The following is an 18,638-nucleotide window of genomic DNA, read 5'->3' on the forward strand; positions in this document are numbered from 1 at the left end:
AACACCAGGAGTTGATGTTGTGATCACCATGCCCGCCCGGAAGCCGCGGCGCAGCGCCGCGGCGACCCGCCGAACGCCCCTGCTGCTCGACCGGGCGGCCCTCAAGCGCCGGCTGGCCGACGACACGTACGACGTACTTGTCATCGGCGGCGGCATCACCGGGGCGTACGCCGTGCTCGACGCGGCCTCGCGAGGGCTGCGCGCGGCGCTGGTCGAGAAGGACGACTTCGCCTCCGGTACGTCGTCGAAGTCCTCGAAGATGGTGCACGGCGGCCTGCGCTATATCGAGCAGGGCAACGTCAACCTGGTCCGCCACTCGCTCCTGGAGCGGCACCGCTTCCGCAAGAACGCCCCGCACCTGGTGCACCGGCTGCCGTTCCTCTTCCCGATCCTGGAGAAGGAGGGCATCTTCGACGCCCGCCTCGCCAAGGGCTTCGAGGGCCTGCTGTGGACGTACGACCTGGTGGGCGGCTGGCGGATCGGCAAGCTGCACCAGCGGCTCACCGTTCCCGAGGTCCTCGCGCAGGCCCCGACGCTGCGCGCGGAGAACCTCAAGGGCGGGCTGATGTACTTCGACGCCCGTACCGACGACGCCCGCCTCGTCCTCACCATCGTGCGGACCGCCGCCGCGCTCGGTGCGACGATCCTCAACGGGGCCAGGGCCGAGGGCCTGCTGATGCAGGCGGGCAAGGTGTCCGGCGCCCGGGTCTCGGCGGACGGCGACACCTTCGACATCCGGGCGCGGGCCGTCGTCAACGCCACCGGCGTATGGACCGACGAGCTCGACGCGAAGGCGGACGACGGCCACAAGCCGCAGGTCAGGCCCGCCAAGGGCGTCCACATCGTGGTGCCGTGGGACAAGGTGCGGATCAACTGCACGGTCACCGTGCCGATCCCCGGCCGGGCCCGCCGCGCGACCTGCACCCGCTGGGGCAACAGCGTCGTCCTCGGCACCACCGACGAGGACTACCAGGGCTCCCCCGACGACGTGCACTGCACCCGCGAGGAGATGGACTTCCTGCTGGAGGGCGCCAACACCGCCTTCGAGGGGAAGCTCACCCCGGACGACGTGGTCGGCTCCATCGGCGGTCTGCGCCCGCTGGTCGGCGGCAAGGAGGGCGCGACCCTCGACATGCGCCGCGACCACCACATCACCGTCGGCCGCACCGGCATGGTGACGGTGACCGGCGGCAAGCTCACCACCAGCCGGCACATGGGCGAACTCGTCATCGACAAGGTGATGACCGTCCTCGGCCGCAAGGGCAGGAGCCGCACCACCGACCTCCCGCTGCTCGGCGGCGCCGGTTACGACGCCGAGGCCGTCGCGGCCTCCGGCGGCATCGCCGCGCACCTCGGCGAGCGCTTCGGCACCGAGGCCCGCTTCGTCGGCGACCTGATCCAGGACGACCCGTCGCTGGCCGAGCCGATCGTCGCGGGACTCCCGTACACCAGGGCCGAGGTCGTCTACGCGGCCCGCGCCGAACTGGCCCGCTCGGTCGACGACGTGCTCTCCCGCCGGATGCGCGCCCGGCTGTTCGCCCGGGACGCGTCCGCCGAGGCCGCCGGGGCCGTGGGCGCGATCCTCGGCCGGGAACTGAACCTCTCGGAGGCCGAGGTGGAGCGTTCGGTCTCCGAGTACCTCGCAGCCGTCCGTCACGAAAAGTCCGTACTCCTCGAAGGGGCAGCAGCATGATCAGCCGTCAGACCATCACCCACCCGTTCAACCGGGGCAACTACACGATCGGTGCCCCCAGCTTCGCCAAGTGGGCGCAGAACACCGCGATCGGGGACGGCGAGGCCGCCCTCCAGGTGGACCCGGTCGAGGTCCCCGAGACCGTGATCGAGGCGCTGCGCGAGGCCGCGCACGCGGTGCACACCGCCCGCGAGGAGGTCGTCACCCGGACCCGCGACTGGTGGGCCGGCTCGATGATCGGCGAGACCGAGGGCCGCCCCGCGACGCCGGACGCCGTGATCGTCGAGGCGGCCGACGCCGACCAGGTCGCGGCCGTGCTGCGGATCTGCCACGAGGCGGGCATCCCGGTCACCCCGTCCGCCGGGCGCTCCAACGTCACCGGCGCGGCGCTGCCGGTCTTCGGCGGCGTCGTCCTGGACGTCTGCGGGCTGAACCGGATCACCGGCTTCGACGCCGAGTCCAACATCGTGGACGTCCAGGCCGGCATGTTCGGCGACCTCTTCGAGAAGCAGCTCCAGGAGGAGTACGGAGTCACCACCGGCCACTGGCCGTCCGCGTTCGCCGTCTCCACCGTCGGCGGCTGGATCGCCTGCCGCGGCGCCGGCCAGCTCTCCACCCGCTACGGCAAGATCGAGGACATGGTCGTCGGCGTGGACGTCGTGCACGCCGACGGTACGCGGGCCACGTACGGCGACTACGCGCGCGCCGCGGTCGGCCCCGACCTGCGCCAGCTGTTCGTCGGCTCCGAGGGCACCCTCGGCGTCATCGTCTCGGCCCGGCTGCGGGTCCACCCGCTGCCGGAGTACGCGAACGCCGTCGCGTACGGCTTCAAGACCTTCGCCGAGGGCCTGGACGCCTGCCGCAAGATCATGCAGCGCGGTGCGACCCCGGCCGTCCTGCGGCTGTACGACACCCTGGAGTCGGGCACCCACTTCGGCCACCCGGAGACCAACCTCCTGCTCGTCGCCGACGAGGGCGACCCGGCCATCGTCGACGCCTCGATCGAAGTGGCGAAGGAGGTCTGCGAGGCGTACGGCCCCGAGCTGGACAGCAAGGCGGTCTTCGAGCGCTGGCTGGACGAGCGGATGCTGGTCGGCAAGTCCGCCGACGGCTTCAAGCCCGGCCCGGGCTTCGTCGCCGACACCCTGGAGATGGCCGCGTCCTGGACCGACCTCCCGGTGATCTACGACGAGGTGGTCGCCGCGATCCAGTCGGTGCCCGGCACCCTGGCCGCCTCGGCCCACCAGTCCCACGCGTACACCGACGGCGCCTGCGTGTACTTCTCGCTGCGCGGCGACGTGGCTCCCGAGTCGCGCCGCGACTGGTACCGCTCGGTGTGGGACGCCGCCAACGCCGTACTGATCGAGCACGCGGCCGCGCTCAGCCACCACCACGGCTGCGGTCTGCTGCGCGGCCCCTACCTGGAGGAATCCCTCGGGGCGGGCTTCGCGACCTTCGTCGCGGTGAAGAAGGCCCTGGACCCGGCCGGCATTCTCAACCCTGGCAAACTGGGCCTTCCCAGCCGATTCGGTACGTCTCCGCTGAACTGACGCCAGGGCCTCTCGTCCGGATCAGGCACGATCCGGACGAGAGGACCCGGGCCGGCAGCAACCACGAACCCCTCCCTCCCCAGGCAGGCCCTTGCCATGACCCCTTCCCCCTCCCGGTCCGGTGCCGCACTCGACCCCCGGCTCACCGCGGCGTTCGCCGAGGTGCCGGTCGTCGCGTCGGTGGTCGGCACCCAGCCGCTGCGCGAGTTCCTGACCGCACCGGCGAAGGTGTGCATCCTCGCGTCGTTCGCGGTGGGGATGCTCCCCCAGGTCGTACCGGCGCTGGGCCGGGCGGGGAAGACCGTGTTCGTGAACGTGGACAGCAGCCCCGGTCTGGCTCAGGACCGGGGCGCGCTGGAGTTCATCAAGAACATGGGCGCACACGGCGTGGTCAGCACCCGGCTCTCCCTGATAGAGAAGGGCCGCCCGCTCGGCCTGCTGACGATGATGAAGGTGTTCGTCACCGACCGGTCCAATCTGCGCCGCTCCACGGACGCGATCTCGCGCGGGGCGCCGGACCTGGTCGAGATCATGCCCGCCCCGATCATCGCCCGGATGAGCGCGCAGGCACAGCGCGCGATGTCCCCGTCGGTGGCCGCGGGCTTCGTGGAGACCCCCGCGGACGTGGCACTCGCGCTGGCCCTCGGCTCGGCCGCGGCCGCCACGTCCGACCCCCGCCTCTGGCACCTGCGCCGCGACCAGCTGCCGCCGGTCCCGCCCGGCGCCCTGAAGAGGCCCGCCCCACCCCAGGAGTAACCCCCATGACATACGTCGTCGTAGCCCGCTACCGCACCAGGGCCGGCGAGGAGGACACCGTCCTCCCCCTGCTCGACGCGATGGCCGCCGCCTCCCGCGAGGAGCCCGGCAACCTCGCCTACCGGGTCCACCAGGGCACCGAGGACCCGCGGGCGATCGTGCTGTACGAGGAGTACGCCTCCGAGGCCGACTTCACCGAGCACTGCGCCACCCCGCACTTCCAGGAGATCGTGCTCGGCAAGGTCGTCCCGCTGCTGGAGAGCCGCGACGTGCTGCGCTGCGCCCGGCGTCCGGAGGTGGCGGCGTGAAGACCCGTGCGGTGGTGCTGCGCGGGACATCGACGGCCCGCCCGTACTCCGGGACGCGCCCGGTCGAGGTGGAGGAGCTGGAGCTCGGCGCCCCGCGTGAGGGCGAGGTGCTGGTACGGATCGCCGCCGCCTCGCTCTGCCACTCGGACCTCTCGGTGGTCAACGGCGACCGGGTCCGCCCGCTGCCGATGGCGCTGGGCCACGAGGCGGTGGGCGTCGTCCAGGAGACCGGACCGGGCGTCGGCCGGGTCTCCCCCGGCGACCATGTGGCGCTGGTCTTCGTGCCGAGCTGCGGCTTCTGCGGCGACTGCGCGGCGGGCCGCCCGGCCCTGTGCGCACAGGCCGCGGCGGCCAACGGTTCGGGTGCGCTGCTGCACGGCCCGTCGCTGCTGACCGACGCCGCCGGCAACCCGGTCCACCACCAGCTGGGCGTCTCGGCGTTCTCCGAACACGCGGTGCTGGCCCAGGAGTCGGTGGTCCCGATCCCCAAGGACATCCCGTTCACGGTCGCGTCGATGTTCGGCTGCGCGGTCCTGACGGGCGCGGGCGCGGTCATCAACACGGCGGCCCTGCGTCCGGGGCAGTCGACAGTGGTCTACGGCCTGGGCGGGGTGGGCCTCTCCGCGGTGCTCGGAGCCCGCGCGGCAGGGGCGTACCCGATCATCGCGGTCGACCCGGTCCAGGAGAAGCGCGAACTGGCGCTCCGGCTGGGTGCGACGCATGCGTACGCCCCCGACGACGCGTTGCGGCAGATCCGCGAACTCACCTCCGGCGGAGCCGAGGCGGTGGTGGAGGCGGTGGGCAGCCCCAAGGTCATGGCCGAGTGCCTGAGCGCCGTGGCCCGGGGCGGCAAGGTGGTCTCGGTGGGCCTGCCCGCGCCGGACCGGGTGCTGGAGGTCCCGGCGCTGGCGTTCGCGGGCGAGGGCAAGTCGTTGCTGGGCTCGTACATGGGCGACGCGGTGCCGCGCCGCGACATCCCGAGGTTCCTGGACCTGTGGCGGGCGGGCCTGATGCCGGTGGAGCTGATGCACACGGGCACGCTGCCGCTGACCGACATCAACGCGGCGCTGGAGGAGCTGGCTTCCGGCCGGGCCATCCGCCAGGTCATCGACACCTCGGGGATGCTGGACGCCTGACAACCGGCCTGATCCGTGTCCTGGTCGACGGCGCCCCCGGCTGTCCGGGGACGCCGTCGGCCCTCACCTGTCGGACTCCTCGCTCTCCGGCGCGGCCGCGGGCGTGAAGTGCAGGAAGATCTTGCGCCGGCTGATGCGCCATCCCCGCTCTCCGCGCACGATCACATCCTCATAGGTCACGCTTCCGCACTCGCCGTCCGGTCCGGCACCGATCCCCTTGGACCGGGCATGGACCCGGCCGTCCCCGGCCTCGGTGAGGACGATGTTGGTGACGTGGTGGCCGACGGGCGCGCCCGGCTTGCCCGCCCGCGCCCGCGCCATGTCCCGGAAGGCGGCCAGGCCGTGAACCTCCCCGTGCCCGAGGTTCGAGGTCTCGTAGACGATGTCGTCGGTGAACAGCTCGTCCAGCCGGTCCAGTTCGTCGTTGTCGACCAAGTGCCCGTGCAGGGCGAGCAGTTCGGAGATGTCCAGACGGTCCTCGACACTGAGCGTCATCGCCGGTCCTTTCGTGAGATCTCTCGCGACGGTGCGGCAGTTATACGGGGAGCTCCCCCGGCGACCCGGCACAGCACCGCTCACACACCGCCACGGCCCGGCGAGTTCATTCCGCTGGAGCAACCGCGCGGCGCTCGTGACGAAGCAGCACGACCCCGTTGCCGAACTCCCTGGTCTCGGCCAGCCGGAGGCCGGTCCGGCCCGCCGAGGCGGGAAACAGGGGCTTGCCCCGGCCGATGAGGACCGGATGGACGTAGACCCGGTACTCGTCGACCAGGTCGAGCCGCATGAAGGTCGCGGCGAGATCGGCGCCCGCGAGGCACAGGTCCCCGCCGGGCTGCGCTTTCAGCGCCCTGATCTCCTCCGCGTCGACCTCCCGCCTGATCGTGGCGTTCCGGCCGGCGTGTTCCAGGGTCCGGGAGAACACGATCTTGGGCGTCTCCCGCCAGATACCGGCGAACTCCGCCTCGGTCTCGGTGGCGGAGGGGTCGGAGTCGGCGGTCGGCCAGAAATCCTCCATGAGCTGATAGGTCACCCGGCCTTCGAGGAAGGCGCCCATGCCCCTGAGCAGCTCGTTGAAGTGACGGTGCAGTTCGTCGTCGACCACGTGCCAGTCGATCTCGCGGTCCGGCCCCTCCATGAAGCCGTCGAGGGACACCGAGGCCATCAGGACGATCTTCCTCATCGCAATCCTCTTCCGCCGCAGACGTCGCGCCGCGCGGTTGCCCGGCGCCAGAACAGTTGACGCCCCGGTCGCACACCTGGCAACGAGTGACACGCATCGCGGACGGGGGCGGGCAAGGTCAGTAGTGGCCCGTCCTGCCGTCCAGGAGCTCCCTGATGGCGTCCAGGTGCCCCGCGTGCCGGGCGGTCTCCTCGATCATGTGGAACATGATCCAGCGCAGGCTCGCCCCTGACGCATCGAAGTCCGGGTGCCGTCCCACATCGTCGAGCGACTGTGCCGCGAAGATCTCGTTCGACACCGCGACCTGCCGGTCGTAGTCGTCCAGGAGCTCCGCGAGCGGAACGCCCTCGACCCTCATGTCGGCGTCCTCGGGTTCGTCGAACATCGGCCCCACGGCCGGGCGTCCCAGCAGGACGACCTCGAACCAGAGGTGCTCGGCCCAGCGAAGGTGTGACATGACACCCGCCATCGTCATGAGCGGCGAGGACGGCAGGACGGGGCGATGCGCGTCCGCCTCCGAGAGTTCCTCGCACTTCCAGCGGGCGGTCGCGCGTTGCGTGTCGAGCCAGCCGACGAGCTGGGTCCGCTCGTCCGCTTCGTGGGCGGGGCGCTTGCGGGAGGGATACGAGGAGAGGTACGGAGCGGGCGACATGGGCGTCGAAGCTACCCGAGGCGATGTCACACTTCACAGCGCATATCGGCGATGTCACGCCTCACAATGCACACCGGCCGGTGCTCTGCCCAACTCCCCCTCCATCCGGGCCTGACGCCCTGGTACCTTGGCCGACATGTTCCTCTCCCGTGCGTAGGACCCCGTACCGACCGCACCCCTCGCTTCTGCCGGGTGCGGCGCTCCGGTGTCCCCGCATGCCCGCAGCGCCCTCTGCCGCGCTGCCCTCAAGAGGAACGTATCGATGCTTTCGCCATCACCCGTGCCTTCGCGCACGCCTTCGTACGCCACCGTCCTGCGTACCCCGCACGCCGCCCGCACCTTCGGTGCCGCTCTGCTGGGGCGGCTCTCGTACGGGATGGTCTCGCTCTCTCTGATGCTGGCGGTGAACGCGAGCGTCGGCTCGTACTCCGTCGCCGGTGCCGTCATGGCGCTCTTCGGGGCGACCAGTGTCTTCCTCTCCCCCGCCCGTGCCGCGCTGATCGACCGGCACGGGCCGCGCCGGGTCCTGCCACCGCTAGCCGGGGTCTACGCGGCACTGCTCGCCGCCCTCGCGTACGCCACCTGGCGGCCGGGGGCCCCGGCGCTCCTGCTGGCGGCGCTCGCCGCCGTCGCGGGGGCCTTCTCACCACCTCTGGGGCCGGTGATGCGGACCCTGTGGAGCGGTCTCGTCGCCGACCGGGAGCTGTTGCGGCGCGCCTACAGCCTGGACGGTGTCGCCGAGGAACTCCTCTTCGTCAGCGGCCCGTTGCTGGTGGGGGTGGTGGTGAAGTTCGCCTCGCCCGCGGCCGGGATCGCGGCCAGTGCCGCGCTGATCCTCGTGGGCACGCTGGCGCTGGTGTCGTCACCGGCGGTACGCGCTGCGGGCGTGGCGCCGTCGGACGACAAGGCCGCCGGAACGGACGACCCGCCGGCCGGGCGGCGGCTGCTCGGCGTCATCGGGCTGCGGCACGCGGTGCTGGTGACGGCGGCCGTGGGGTTGTGCCTGGGGGGCCTGGATCTGCTGGTGGTGGCATTCACCGAGCAGCGCCACCAGGGCACGGGGGCCGTGTCGTGGGTGCTGGCCGCACTCTCGGCCGGAAGCGCCGTCGGGGGACTCGCATACGGCGCCGTCTCCTGGCGGGCGTCGAACCGGGCGAGGCTGCCGCTGCTGGCCGCCGGGCTGGGCGCCGCCGTGGCCGGGGCCGGGCTGTCGCCGAGTGTGTACGTGCTGGCCGCGCTCGCCGCGGTGGCCGGGCTGTTCGTCGCGCCCGCGCTGACCACGGCGTACCTCATCGCGGACGAGTCCGTGGGCGCGGGCAGCCGCACACAGGCCGGTGCCTGGGTGAACACCGCGGTCAACGCCGGGTCGTCGGTGGGGGCCGCGGCGGTGGGTCTGCTGGTGGACCGGCTGCCGCCGGCCGTCTGTTTCGCGGTCGCGGCGATGCCCGCGCTGTTGTGTGCGGCCGTGGTGGCGCGCGGATCGGCGGCCCGTGGAGCGGTGGCGCGCGAAGCGGTCAGCCGCTCGTGACCGTGGAGGTGCGCACACCGGGTCCGTCCGGTGTGCGCCACTCCTCCCAGACCGCGGCCAGGTCCGCCTCGATCGCCGGCGCCACCGTGTCCAGCAGCCGTACCTGAGCCCCCGGCCCCGCCAGGTCCATGCGGTACGGGTGGGGCCGGCCGGCCGGGGCGGCGCCGAGGGCGGTGACCGAGCCGATGATGCGGTTGAGGCCCAGGATGCCGGGGAGTTCACGCAGGTCAGGGTCCATGAGATCCAGGTCCTCGACCAGCAGCTCGCAGCCGTCGTACGTGGCGTGCGTCCTCGCCCGGACACCGCCGCCCCGCTCGCCGGAGCGCCCCAGGACCAGGGTGTCGCGCCACAGCATCCGGGCCCCGGCCGCCAGCGCGACCGCCATCGAGCGCACGACCGCGGCACCCGTGGAGATCACGAACGGCCGGGCGTCCCAGCACAGTTCACCGCCCTCCGCGATGTCCACCCGGGCCCGCCAGCTCGACGTGCCGCCTCGGTGGTCGTACGCGACCAGGCCGGACGGCTCGACCAGCTCCAGCCGGGCGCCGGGGCCGACCGAGATGTCCAGCAGCAGATCGTCGCCCGCCAGCAGGCCCGCCCGGGTGCCGACCAGGGCGATCCGCAGCCGGTCGGGGGAAGGCAGCAGGGGGCGGGGGGCGAGGAAGGCGCCCGGACGCAGTTCGCGGGCGACGTGGCGGCCCGAGCCGTCGCGCTCCACGGCGACGACGGTGGGCTCGGCGGACTCCGCGGTCACGAGCCGTCGTGGCTGTGGTTGTGACTGTGGGGAGCCATCGGGCCCGGGTCGGTGGGGACGTGGGTGCCGGATCGGTGGCGTACGAGCAACTCCCTTACCCAGTCGGCGAGTTCGGCAACGGATTCCGGGTCGTGCTTGGAGAGTGCGAGGACCGGCAGGCCGTCGCGGGCGTGCGATGCGTCGGCGACCATCGCGGCCACGTCGACCTCCACATGGGGCGCGAGGTCGGTCTTGTTGATGATCAGGAGGTCCGCGCCGGTGATGCCGGGGCCGCCCTTGCGGGCGACGTCGCCGCCGCCCGCGACATCGATGCAGAACAGCTGGGCGTCGGCGAGGGCCGGGCTGAAGGTGGCGGTCAGGTTGTCGCCGCCGCTCTCGACGAGCACCAGGTCGAGCGGCCCGTACGCCTCCTCCAGGTCCTCGACGGCGTCGAGGTTGGCGCTGACGTCGTCCCGGATCGCGGTGTGCGGGCAGGCGCCCGTCTCGACGGCCCGGATGCGTTCGGTGGGCAGGACACCGGCCGAGCGGAGGAAGCGGGCGTCCTCGTCGGTGTAGATGTCGTTGGTGACGACGGCCATGGCGAGTTCACCGGCCAGCTCGCGGCAGAGGGTGGCGAGGATCGAGCTCTTGCCGGTGCCGACCGGGCCGGCGACACCGAGGCGCAGGGCGCGCGGCCGGTGGGCCTGCTGGTGGGTGTGCAGGTCGGGCGTGGGGTCGAGGTGCTGGTCAGGCAAGGAAGAGTCTCCGTTCTCGTTGTGCGTGTTCGAGCGCCCACTGTTCGGTGAGCGGGGGCGTACGGGCGGGCAGTCCGGCCGGAGTCCGTACCGCGAGGGCTTCGGCCACCGCGGCCGCCGCGTGCGGCTCGGCGTCGAGGATCCAGGCGACCGAGTCCAGCGGGTCGCCGGGCAGCAGCTTGAGCGCCGCCGAGGTGATGGTCTGGAGTTCGTCGTAGACGACGCCCCGCGCCAGTTCCTCCGGCGACACCTCCATGACGGCCCCGAGTGCGCCGAGGGCCACCGGCCGCAGCGGGCGGGGGCGGACCCCGGTCAGGGCGGTGACCGCCGGGTGGCCGGGGGCCAGCCTGCGCGCCAGGCGCTGCACGCCGCGGCCGAGCGTCGCCGATGCCTCGCGCAGGGGTGCGGCCGGGGTCCGGGCGGCGAGCGCCTGTTGTACGGGTCCGTAGTCCACCGGGTCCTGCCCGGCCGCCCGCAGGGCGAGTACGGCGGCGGTTGCCTCGGTGACGGCCGCGGTGTGCAGCCGGGCCCGCAGCAGGGCGGGGATCCGGTCCCGGGTGAGGCCTGCCGCGACGGCCGGTTCGAGTCCCGCGCTGTAGGTGTACGCGCCGACCGGGAGCCGTCCGTCGCCGAGCAGCAGATGCGCCAGGCCGGCCATCAGAACATGGAGTACCGCTGGGCCAGCGGCAGTTCGGTGGCGGGCGCGGGCTCCACGAGTTCTCCGTCGATCCGGATGGCGAAGGTCTCCGGGTCGACGTCGATGTCCGGGAGCGCCGTGTTGTTCGGCAGGTCCGCCTTGGTGAGGTGGCGGGTGGGACGTACGGCGACCAACTCCCGTACGAGACCGAGTCGTTCGGCAAGCCCGTCGGCCAGGGCCGCGGGGGCGACGAAGCTGACCGAGAGGTGCGGGGCGGCTTCGGCGGCGGCGGTGGGGCGCATGAGGACGGGCTGGGTGGTGGGGATCGCTGCGTTGGCGTCGCCGAGCGGCGCGTACACCACCATGCCGCCCTTGATGACGGCGGCGGGGCGGATGCCGAAGAAGGCGGGGTCCCACAGCACCAGGTCGGCGAGCTTGCCCGGTTCGACGGAGCCGACGACATGGTCGATGCCGTGGGCGACCGCCGGGCAGATCGTGTACTTGGCGACGTAGCGGCGGGCGCGTTCGTTGTCAGCGGGCAGTTCGCTGTCGCGATCCCCGAAGCGCTGTTTCATGGTGTGCGCTACCTGCCAGGTGCGGCAGATGACCTCGCCGATGCGGCCCATGGCCTGGGCGTCCGAGGAGGTTATGGAGAGTGCGCCGATGTCGTGCAGGACGTCCTCGGCGGCGATGGTGGTGGCGCGGATGCGGGACTCCGCGAAGGCGAGGTCCTCGGGTACGCGCGGGTTGAGATGGTGGCAGACCATCAGCATGTCGAGGTGTTCGGCGACGGTGTTGACGGTGTGCGGGAGTGTGGGGTTGGTGGACGCCGGGAGGATGTTGGGGTGGGAGGCGACGGTGATGATGTCGGGTGCGTGGCCGCCGCCCGCGCCCTCGGCGTGGAAGACGTGGATGCCGCGTCCGGCGATGGCGTCGAGGGTGCCTTCGACGTAGCCGGCCTCGTTGAGGCTGTCGGCGTGCAGGGCGACCTGGAGGCCGTAGGCGTCGGCCGCCTTCAGCGCCGCGTCGATGGCGGCGGGGGTGGCGCCCCAGTCCTCGTGGACCTTGTAGCCGCCCGCGCCGCCGAGTGCCGCCTCGCGCAGTGCCTCCTCGCCGACGGTGGAGCCCTTGCCGAACAGCATGATGTTGAGCGGGACCCGGTCCAGGGACCGGTGCATCATCGCCAGGTTCCAGGCACCCGGGGTGACCGTGGTGGCCTTGGAGCCCTCGGTGGCGCCGGTGCCGCCGCCGATGACGGTGGTGGTGCCGGTGGCGAGGGCCTCGTGCAGGGTCTCCGGCATGAGGAAGTGGACGTGGGTGTCGATGGCCCCGGCGGTGAGGATGCGGCCTTCGCCGGAGACCACGTCGGTGCCGGGACCGATGACCAGGTCGGGGTGGACGCCGTCGCTGATGTCGGGGTTGCCGGAACGGCCGAGCGCGACGATGCGGCCGGCCCGGACGCCGACGTCGGCCTTGACGATGCCCCAGTGGTCGAGGACGACGACATTGGTGATGATGAGGTCAAGGGCGCCGTCGGCGCGTGCGGCGGTGGACTGGGCCATGGATTCGCGGATGGACTTGCCGCCGCCGAACACGGCTTCGTCGCCGCCGAAGCAGCGGTCCTCCTCGACCTCGATCCAGAGGTCGGTGTCGGCGAGGCGGACGCGGTCGCCTGTGGTGGGGCCGTAGAGCGACGCATAGGCGGCGCGGGTCATTCGTGCCATGTCACATGCCATCCGTTCGCGCGGCCCGGGAGCCGTCCGTTCGCGCCGCCTCCGGTCCGTCCGCCCGGGCGGCCCGGGTGCCCGGGACGACGATGCCGGGCACCTTCCGGCGGCCCCCCAGTTCGACGAGGGTGACCTCGGCGCCGACTCCGGGCTCGAAGCGCAGAGAAGTACCGGAAGGAATATCGAGCCGGAATCCTTCGGTCAGGGACCGGTCGAAGGAAAGCGCCGGATTCGCGTCGGGGAAATGCAGATGCGAGCCGATTTGAATGGGACGGTCACCGTCATTCACCACGGTCACATGCAATTGCGTACGGGTGTCATTGATTTTCAGTTCGCCGGCTCCGGTCCGGATCTCGCCCGGGATCACGGGATCGGCGAGGTGATCGTGACGAGCTTGCGCCCGTCCGGGAAGGTCGCCTCGACCTGGACGTCATGCAGCATCTCGGGAACACCTTCCAGCACGTCAGCGCGGGTGAGGACGCTCCGTCCCGCGGCCATCAGGTCGCTGACGCGGGCACCCTCGCGGGCGCGTTCCATGGCCCAGCAGGAGAGCAGCGCGACGGCCTCGGGGTAGTTGAGCCGAACGCCGCGGTCCCGCCTGTCACGAGCGACCATTCCGGCGACGCTCAGCAGCAATTTCTCCGTGTCGGACGGAGTGAGAAACATGGGGAAACCTCCGTGGCGGCAGTCCCCGGAATTCCCGGAATCACCTTTGCCACGTTCCTCTTATAAGCCTCCCGACCGCGCCGTGGCAACTTGCAACGCTCCGCGATAAGTCCCTTTCTGCCCTTATCGCCCGCCATATACGGGCAAAGTAGACAAATTTTGTCCATCAAGAAACAGCAAAGAGAGGCGGCCGCACATCCCCGCCGGGGGGTGTACGGCCGCCTCAGGAGCGAAACTCAGCAGGTCACTTCAGACCGAAGGCCCGGATGATCTCCTGGTCGATGCCCAGCCCGTCGGCCGCCTCGGCGTGCGCCTTGAGCGAGACGAACGAGCCGGCCTTCTTCGGGGTCTTGAACCGGGCGGTCCAGGAGCCGGCCGCGTCCTTGCGCAGCTGCACCGCCTCCCAGCTCTCCCCGTCGTCGTAGCTGACCGACAGCGAGGCCCCGGTGGCCCTGACCGCCCCGTCCAGCCACTCCTGCGTACCGGAGGAGAGCCCGACCTCGGTCCAGTGACCGGCCTCGACGTCACCGGCGAGGTCGGTGTTCACCCGGTAGTCCAGCTGGAGCATCGGGATGTCGGCCTGGAACGGGCCGTTCTCGTCCATGGCACCCGAGACGAAGTTCCACTCGGTGTGAGTGCGGGTGGACGTCCGCCACTTGTCGGTGTCCCGGGCGGAGTCGAGCACGAAGCGGTACGGCAGCTTCTCGGCCGAGACGTCCCAGGCGAAGCCCGCCCGGCCCGCGACCTTCTTGATCAGCTTGTCGCCCTGGTAGAAGGCCGTGGTGGTGGTGTCGTACTCGTCGTCCGGCATGGCGCCCGAGTGGCCCGCGCCGGAGTCCGTCCACGGGGTGAAGTTGAACTGGATGTCGTTGTAGACGGACCGGAACGGACCCCAGTAGCCGGTGCCCAGACGCGGGCGGGTGACCGGCGCGAACCATTCGGCCGGGTAGGTGCGGCCCGCCGTGTAGTCGAGATCGCCGCTGCGCATCTCCTGCGCGGTACCGCTCTCGTCGGCGTTGAGGACCGAGTGGTTCTCGTACCAGAAGGAGGCGCCCGGAAGCGGGGTGACCCACTCCTCGCGGGTACCGGGGAACTTCTCGTACTCCTCGAAGCCGAGCCCCGGACCGTAGTCCGGGATGTCGTAGCGGTAGCCGCCGCCGAGCACGTCCTGGTGGCCGTAGAAGGTGTTCTTCACCTTCGCCAGCCGGCGCTCCGACGGGGCGAACTCCAGCGAGCGGTCCGGAACGACGCCGTCGTGGCGGTCGACCAGGTCGTACACGTAGCGGGCGAACTTCCGCTGTGTGATCGTCACCTTCGAGCCCTGCCGGGCCGACCCGATCAGCTTCTCGCCCGCGAGGCGCTGGACCGAGGCGACCGGGATCGTGGTCTCGGAGCCGTAGGGGGCGTACCGATCCATGTCGACGCCGTCGCCGTCATTGACGACGAAGAGCGCCTTGGCGCCCGCGGCCACCGCGTTGGCGGCCCGGTCCTCGGGAGCGACCGCGTCGCTGCGGCGGATGACGACCGCCTTGCCCTTGACGTCCAGGCCCTTGTAGTCGGCCGCGGCGCCGTTGCCCGCGAAGACGGCGGTGAGCTTCTGCGTGCCGCTCTCCGCGACCGGTGCACCGCCCTGCGCGGTCACCGGGACATCACGGCCGCCGGCGGTCAGATCGATCAGCTTCTCGCCCTGCCGCCAGCGGGTCAGGAACGAGAAGCTGCCCTGGGTGACCTTCTTGGTGGGGCTCGCCCACAGCTGGTCGTACGTCAACGGGATCTGGTACGCGTCGCGCTGGACGGTGCCGTCCGGTGCGGTACGTGCCATGTCATATCGCAGCTGCCGGGTCTCGGTCTCCTTCGGTGTCCGCGCACTGACCTTGCGGGCCTTGGAGGCGTCGAGGGTGACCGTGGAGGCCTTGTCCAGGATGATCTCGGGCGCCGCGAGGAAGGCGACGGCCTTGGAGTCCGCGCGGTCACCGGCGACGTCGGCGGCCGCCCACGCGGTGTAGTTCCCCGGCGGGAGCCGGAGCGTGTTCTCGCCCGACACCTGGACGACGCCCAGGTTCGGGTCGCCGAGCGCACCGAGGACGACCAGGCCGTCCATCGGCTTGCCGGCGCGGTCACGGAGCTGGAGCGTCAGGTCGTACAGCTCCTGCTCCTTGTCCAGGGCGAAGCCGGTGTGGGCGACGGTGGTGCCCGCCGCGTCCTTGGCGACGACCTGGCCGGAGAACTGGGTGTTGTTCGCGACCTTGGACGGGTCGAGCGACAGCACGGCCTCGACGGTGGAGCCGGCCGGGACGGTGAGCTGCTTCACCGAGAGGGTGTAGGCGTCGGAGTCGGTGTCCGTCGCCAGGTCGAGCGTGACGTCCTTCGTGCCCGTGTTGCGGTAGGTGATGGTCCGCTCGGCGACCGGGTCGGACGGGGAGTGCGGCCAGTCGTACGAGGCGACCGCGACGGAGCCGGTGGCCTCGATCGTGGTGTCGACCGCCGCCTTCACATCGAGCCGGCCGGTGCCCTGCTCGTACGGGGTGTAGTCCGGCAGCACCTTGGAGGAGCTCATCAGCGCGTCCTTGATCCGCTGGCCGGACCAGTCGGGGTGACGCTGCTTCAGAATGGCTGCCGCGCCCGCGACATGCGGAGTCGCCATCGACGTACCGGACATCGACCGGTACATCCCGTCGACGCCGGGGACCGACTGCGAGGCGGCCGCGTTGATGTTCACGCCCGGCGCGGAGAGGTCGGGCTTCAGTCCGTACGACCTGACCAGCGGGCCCATCGAGGAGAAGTCGGCGCGCTTGTCCTGCTTGTCGACGGCGGCGATGGTGAGTGCCTTCTCCGCCGAGCCGGGCGAGCCGATGGTGCCCGCGCCGTACGCGTTGCCCGCGGCGATCACGAACAGCGGACCGCCGTCGGCGGAGAGGGCGTCGACCGCCTGCGACATGGGGTCGGAGCCGTCGTCCGGGATGCTGGAGCCGAGGCTCATGGAGACGACGTCGGCCCCTTCGGTCTTCGCCCACTCCATGGCTTCGATGATGCCGGAGTCCGCACCGGAGCCCTCGTCGCTGAGCACCTTGCCGATGATCAGGTCGGCGCCCGGGGCGACGCCCTTGTTGACCCCCTCGGAGGCGGCGCCGGAGCCCGCGATCGTGGAGGCGACGTGGGTGCCGTGGCCGTGCCGGTCGACGACCTCCTCGCCCGGCACGAAGCTCTTGGTCTCCAGGATGCGGTCCTTGACGTCCGGGTGCGTCGCGTCGATGCCGGTGTCCAGGACGGCGACCTTGGAGCCCTTGCCGTCATACCCCTCGGCCCATGCCTGCGGGGCGTTGACCTGCGGCACGGAGTCCTTGAGCGCCACCTCGGCCCGGCCGTCGAGCCACAGCTTCGCGATGCCGCCGTCCAGCGAACGGGCCGCCGGGGTGGTGGTTATGCCGTTCCAGAAGGTGCGGGTGGTGTCCTTGTCCGCCTTCAGCGCGGCGCCGTGAATGCTTTCGAGGGTACGGACCTTCTTGGCGCCTCGGGGGGCGGCGGGCAGCGAACGGGCTTTGCCCGCCGGGTAGGTGGCGATCACCGGGATGCCGCCCGACCGCTTGTCGTCGTACCCCATCTTCGCGAGCGCGGAGACATTGAACAGCCTGCGGTCCAGCTTGCCGGCCGCGAGCAGCGCGGTGGCCTCGTCGGGCAGTACGTAGATGTCGTCGCCGGCCTGCTGGACGTGCACCCCGCCGACCGCGCCGTCGGGGCGGTCCACGGTGACGGTGTCCTGCTTGCCGGCACCGTCGGTGTAGTGCACGACGTCGCCCGTGAGCAGGGTGATGTCGTACTCCTGGGCGGAGGGGGCCCGGCGGTCGGCGGGCCGGGGCCCGCCCGGGTCGGCGGCAAGAGCGGAGCCGGCCGCGGGGACCAGTGCACCGCTCACGAGGGCGACGGCGGTCGCCAACAGCAGCGCTCCGCGCCCCGGACGGGAAGATCTCGCCCGGCCGGAGGCGGAGGGAGGTGTAGGAGTCATGCTGCTGATCTACCGTCAAAAGCATGGCTACGGCCGAGTTCGAACCTGGCGTGAAGCCGCCGTGGCGGCAATCCGCCCTCAGCGGTCGCGCTCCAGGACCGGTTCGGGAGCGGGTTCAGGGCCGGTTCAGGAGCTGGTTGAGGGCCGGTTGAGGAGCAGGTTTCAGGCCACGGAGTTGATCATTCCGGTGGGCGGCCGGCCGGCCTCGTGATGGATCGGCGTGTGCGCGCCCTTGAGCGGCACGCCGCTGCCGCCGCGCCGGTCGGCGACGATCTCCGCGGCGATCGACAGCGCGGTCTCCTCGGGGGTGCGCGCTCCGAGATCGAGGCCGATCGGCGAGTGCAGCCTGGCCAGTTCCAGCTCCGTCACACCGACCTCGCGCAGCCGGTCGTTGCGCTCCAGATGGGTACGGCGCGAGCCCATCGCCCCGACGTAGGCGACCGGCAGCTTCAACGCCCGCTCCAGCAGCGGGACATCGAACTTGGCGTCATGGGTGAGGACGCACAGAACGGTGCGGGCGTCGACCTCGGTCACCGCGAGATAGCGGTGCGGCCAGTCGACGACCAGTTCGTCGGCCTCGGGGAAGCGGGCCTTCGTGGCGAAGACCGGGCGGGCGTCGCACAATGTCACGTGGTACCCGAGGAACTTGCCCACCCGGACCAGTGCCGAGGCGAAGTCGATGGCCCCGAAGACGATCATCCGGGGCGGCGGGACGCTCGATTCGACGAGCAGGGTGAGCGGCTGCCCGCAGCGCGAGCCGTCGGCGCCGATGGTGACGGAGCCGGTGCGGCCCGCGTCCAGCATGGCGCGGGCATCGGCCGCGGCGGTGCGGTCCAGCTCCGGGTGTCCGCCGAGCCCGCCCTCGTACGAGCCGTCGGGATGGACCAGCAGGGGGCGGCCGAGGAGCTCCGCCGGCCCGTCGGTGATCCTGGCGAGCGCCGCCGCCGTCCCCCGTGCGGCGGCGGCGAGCGCGGCGGCGAACACCGCCCGTGCGGGGTCGTCCGCACGGACCGGTGTCACCAGGATCTCGATGACGCCGCCACAGGTCAGTCCGACCGCGAAGGCGTCCTCGTCGCTGTAGCCGAACCGCTCGCGCACCGCGGCGCCGTCGTCCAGCGCCTGCTCGCACAGTTCGTAGACGGCGCCCTCCACACACCCGCCGGAGACCGATCCGATCGCCGTGCCGTCGCGGTCGACGGCGAGCGCGGCTCCGGGCTGCCGGGGCGCGCTGCCGCCGACCGCCACGACGGTGGCCACGGCGAATTCGCGTCCCTGCCCGACCCACCGGTTGAGCTCTTCGGCGATGTCCAGCAT

General features: G+C 71.7%; 17 protein-coding genes. 6 read left to right on the top strand and 11 right to left on the bottom strand.

Going from position 1 to position 18,638, the window contains the following annotated elements:
• Window positions 1-19: 19 nt before the first annotated feature.
• The 5 genes from ACFYY7_RS05655 to ACFYY7_RS05675 all read left to right on the top strand — a co-directional run bounded on the left by ACFYY7_RS05655 (window position 20) and on the right by ACFYY7_RS05675 (window position 5,443).
• On the top strand, window positions 20-1,693 hold the full coding sequence (locus ACFYY7_RS05655) for an FAD-dependent oxidoreductase (RefSeq protein ID WP_376320524.1): 1,674 nt from the start codon (window positions 20-22) through the stop codon (window positions 1,691-1,693).
• Window positions 1,690-3,243 carry an FAD-binding oxidoreductase gene (locus ACFYY7_RS05660; protein WP_388657454.1) on the top strand — a complete coding sequence of 518 codons (1,554 nt, stop codon included), beginning with the start codon at window positions 1,690-1,692 and terminating at the stop codon, window positions 3,241-3,243. The genes ACFYY7_RS05655 and ACFYY7_RS05660 overlap by 4 nt, the downstream gene beginning before the upstream one ends.
• 96 nt (window positions 3,244-3,339) lie before the next feature.
• Window positions 3,340-3,999, top strand: a complete 660-nt coding sequence (locus ACFYY7_RS05665) for a glycerol-3-phosphate responsive antiterminator (protein ID WP_388657457.1) — start codon at window positions 3,340-3,342, stop codon at window positions 3,997-3,999.
• 5 nt (window positions 4,000-4,004) lie between these two features.
• Window positions 4,005-4,307: a putative quinol monooxygenase gene (locus ACFYY7_RS05670; RefSeq protein ID WP_388657459.1), complete on the top strand. Its 303-nt coding sequence runs from the start codon at window positions 4,005-4,007 to the stop codon at window positions 4,305-4,307.
• Complete coding sequence (locus ACFYY7_RS05675) at window positions 4,304-5,443, top strand: zinc-binding dehydrogenase (protein WP_388657462.1); 1,140 nt, start codon at window positions 4,304-4,306, stop codon at window positions 5,441-5,443. Before ACFYY7_RS05670 ends, ACFYY7_RS05675 begins: the two co-directional genes overlap by 4 nt.
• A 63-nt stretch (window positions 5,444-5,506) precedes the next feature.
• Here ACFYY7_RS05675 and ACFYY7_RS05680 read toward each other — a convergent pair whose 3' ends face one another.
• The 3 genes from ACFYY7_RS05680 to ACFYY7_RS05690 form a co-directional block, all read right to left on the bottom strand.
• A complete protein-coding gene (locus tag ACFYY7_RS05680; RefSeq protein WP_388657464.1) occupies window positions 5,507-5,938 on the bottom strand; it encodes a nuclear transport factor 2 family protein in 432 nt (143 codons plus the stop codon).
• A gap of 106 nt (window positions 5,939-6,044) precedes the next feature.
• Window positions 6,045-6,623 carry a dihydrofolate reductase family protein gene (locus ACFYY7_RS05685; protein ID WP_388657467.1) on the bottom strand — a complete coding sequence of 193 codons (579 nt, stop codon included), beginning with the start codon at window positions 6,621-6,623 and terminating at the stop codon, window positions 6,045-6,047.
• A 118-nt stretch (window positions 6,624-6,741) separates the two neighbouring features.
• Window positions 6,742-7,275 carry a DinB family protein gene (locus ACFYY7_RS05690; RefSeq protein WP_388657469.1) on the bottom strand — a complete coding sequence of 178 codons (534 nt, stop codon included), beginning with the start codon at window positions 7,273-7,275 and terminating at the stop codon, window positions 6,742-6,744.
• A gap of 262 nt (window positions 7,276-7,537) precedes the next feature.
• Here ACFYY7_RS05690 and ACFYY7_RS05695 point away from each other — a divergent pair, with 262 nt between their 5' ends.
• Window positions 7,538-8,803: an MFS transporter gene (locus ACFYY7_RS05695; RefSeq protein ID WP_388657472.1), complete on the top strand. Its 1,266-nt coding sequence runs from the start codon at window positions 7,538-7,540 to the stop codon at window positions 8,801-8,803.
• Here ACFYY7_RS05695 and ACFYY7_RS05700 read toward each other — a convergent pair.
• From ACFYY7_RS05700 to ACFYY7_RS05735, 8 genes are all read right to left on the bottom strand, one after another.
• Window positions 8,790-9,557: an urease accessory protein UreD gene (locus ACFYY7_RS05700; RefSeq protein WP_388657475.1), complete on the bottom strand. Its 768-nt coding sequence runs from the start codon at window positions 9,555-9,557 to the stop codon at window positions 8,790-8,792. The genes ACFYY7_RS05695 and ACFYY7_RS05700 overlap by 14 nt on opposite strands.
• Complete coding sequence (ureG, locus tag ACFYY7_RS05705; protein ID WP_388657478.1) at window positions 9,554-10,291, bottom strand: urease accessory protein UreG; 738 nt, start codon at window positions 10,289-10,291, stop codon at window positions 9,554-9,556. Before ureG ends, ACFYY7_RS05700 begins: the two co-directional genes overlap by 4 nt.
• On the bottom strand, window positions 10,284-10,949 hold the full coding sequence (locus tag ACFYY7_RS05710; protein WP_388657480.1) for an urease accessory protein UreF: 666 nt from the start codon (window positions 10,947-10,949) through the stop codon (window positions 10,284-10,286). Before ACFYY7_RS05710 ends, ureG begins: the two co-directional genes overlap by 8 nt.
• On the bottom strand, window positions 10,949-12,652 hold the full coding sequence (locus ACFYY7_RS05715) for an urease subunit alpha (protein WP_388657483.1): 1,704 nt from the start codon (window positions 12,650-12,652) through the stop codon (window positions 10,949-10,951). Before ACFYY7_RS05715 ends, ACFYY7_RS05710 begins: the two co-directional genes overlap by 1 nt.
• 1 nt (window position 12,653) lies before the next feature.
• Complete coding sequence (gene ureB / locus ACFYY7_RS05720) at window positions 12,654-13,022, bottom strand: urease subunit beta (RefSeq protein ID WP_388657486.1); 369 nt, start codon at window positions 13,020-13,022, stop codon at window positions 12,654-12,656.
• Window positions 13,019-13,321, bottom strand: a complete 303-nt coding sequence (locus ACFYY7_RS05725) for an urease subunit gamma (RefSeq protein ID WP_351252735.1) — start codon at window positions 13,319-13,321, stop codon at window positions 13,019-13,021. Before ACFYY7_RS05725 ends, ureB begins: the two co-directional genes overlap by 4 nt.
• Window positions 13,322-13,565: 244 nt before the next feature.
• Window positions 13,566-17,324: a S8 family serine peptidase gene (locus ACFYY7_RS05730; RefSeq protein ID WP_388657489.1), complete on the bottom strand. Its 3,759-nt coding sequence runs from the start codon at window positions 17,322-17,324 to the stop codon at window positions 13,566-13,568.
• 162 nt (window positions 17,325-17,486) lie between these two features.
• A complete protein-coding gene (locus tag ACFYY7_RS05735) occupies window positions 17,487-18,638 on the bottom strand; it encodes an XdhC family protein (RefSeq protein ID WP_388657492.1) in 1,152 nt (383 codons plus the stop codon).

Source organism: Streptomyces sp. NPDC001933, assembly GCF_042890955.1.
Lineage (GTDB): Bacteria > Actinomycetota > Actinomycetes > Streptomycetales > Streptomycetaceae > Streptomyces.

Bases quoted from the DNA above. Each gene is read 5' to 3' on its own strand.
- ACFYY7_RS05695 (WP_388657472.1), top strand. From the start codon at position 7,538: ATGCTTTCGCCATCACCCGTGCCTTCGCGCACGCCTTCGTACGCCACC.
- ACFYY7_RS05660 (WP_388657454.1), top strand. From the start codon at position 1,690: ATGATCAGCCGTCAGACCATCACCCACCCGTTCAACCGGGGCAACTAC.
- ACFYY7_RS05685 (WP_388657467.1), bottom strand. From the start codon at position 6,623: ATGAGGAAGATCGTCCTGATGGCCTCGGTGTCCCTCGACGGCTTCATG.
- ACFYY7_RS05725 (WP_351252735.1), bottom strand. From the start codon at position 13,321: ATGTTTCTCACTCCGTCCGACACGGAGAAATTGCTGCTGAGCGTCGCC.
- ACFYY7_RS05665 (WP_388657457.1), top strand. From the start codon at position 3,340: ATGACCCCTTCCCCCTCCCGGTCCGGTGCCGCACTCGACCCCCGGCTC.
- ACFYY7_RS05670 (WP_388657459.1), top strand. From the start codon at position 4,005: ATGACATACGTCGTCGTAGCCCGCTACCGCACCAGGGCCGGCGAGGAG.
- ACFYY7_RS05730 (WP_388657489.1), bottom strand. From the start codon at position 17,324: ATGACTCCTACACCTCCCTCCGCCTCCGGCCGGGCGAGATCTTCCCGT.
- ACFYY7_RS05710 (WP_388657480.1), bottom strand. From the start codon at position 10,949: ATGGCCGGCCTGGCGCATCTGCTGCTCGGCGACGGACGGCTCCCGGTC.
- ACFYY7_RS05690 (WP_388657469.1), bottom strand. From the start codon at position 7,275: ATGTCGCCCGCTCCGTACCTCTCCTCGTATCCCTCCCGCAAGCGCCCC.
- ACFYY7_RS05680 (WP_388657464.1), bottom strand. From the start codon at position 5,938: ATGACGCTCAGTGTCGAGGACCGTCTGGACATCTCCGAACTGCTCGCC.
- ACFYY7_RS05715 (WP_388657483.1), bottom strand. From the start codon at position 12,652: ATGGCACGAATGACCCGCGCCGCCTATGCGTCGCTCTACGGCCCCACC.
- ACFYY7_RS05735 (WP_388657492.1), bottom strand. From the start codon at position 18,638: ATGCTGGACATCGCCGAAGAGCTCAACCGGTGGGTCGGGCAGGGACGC.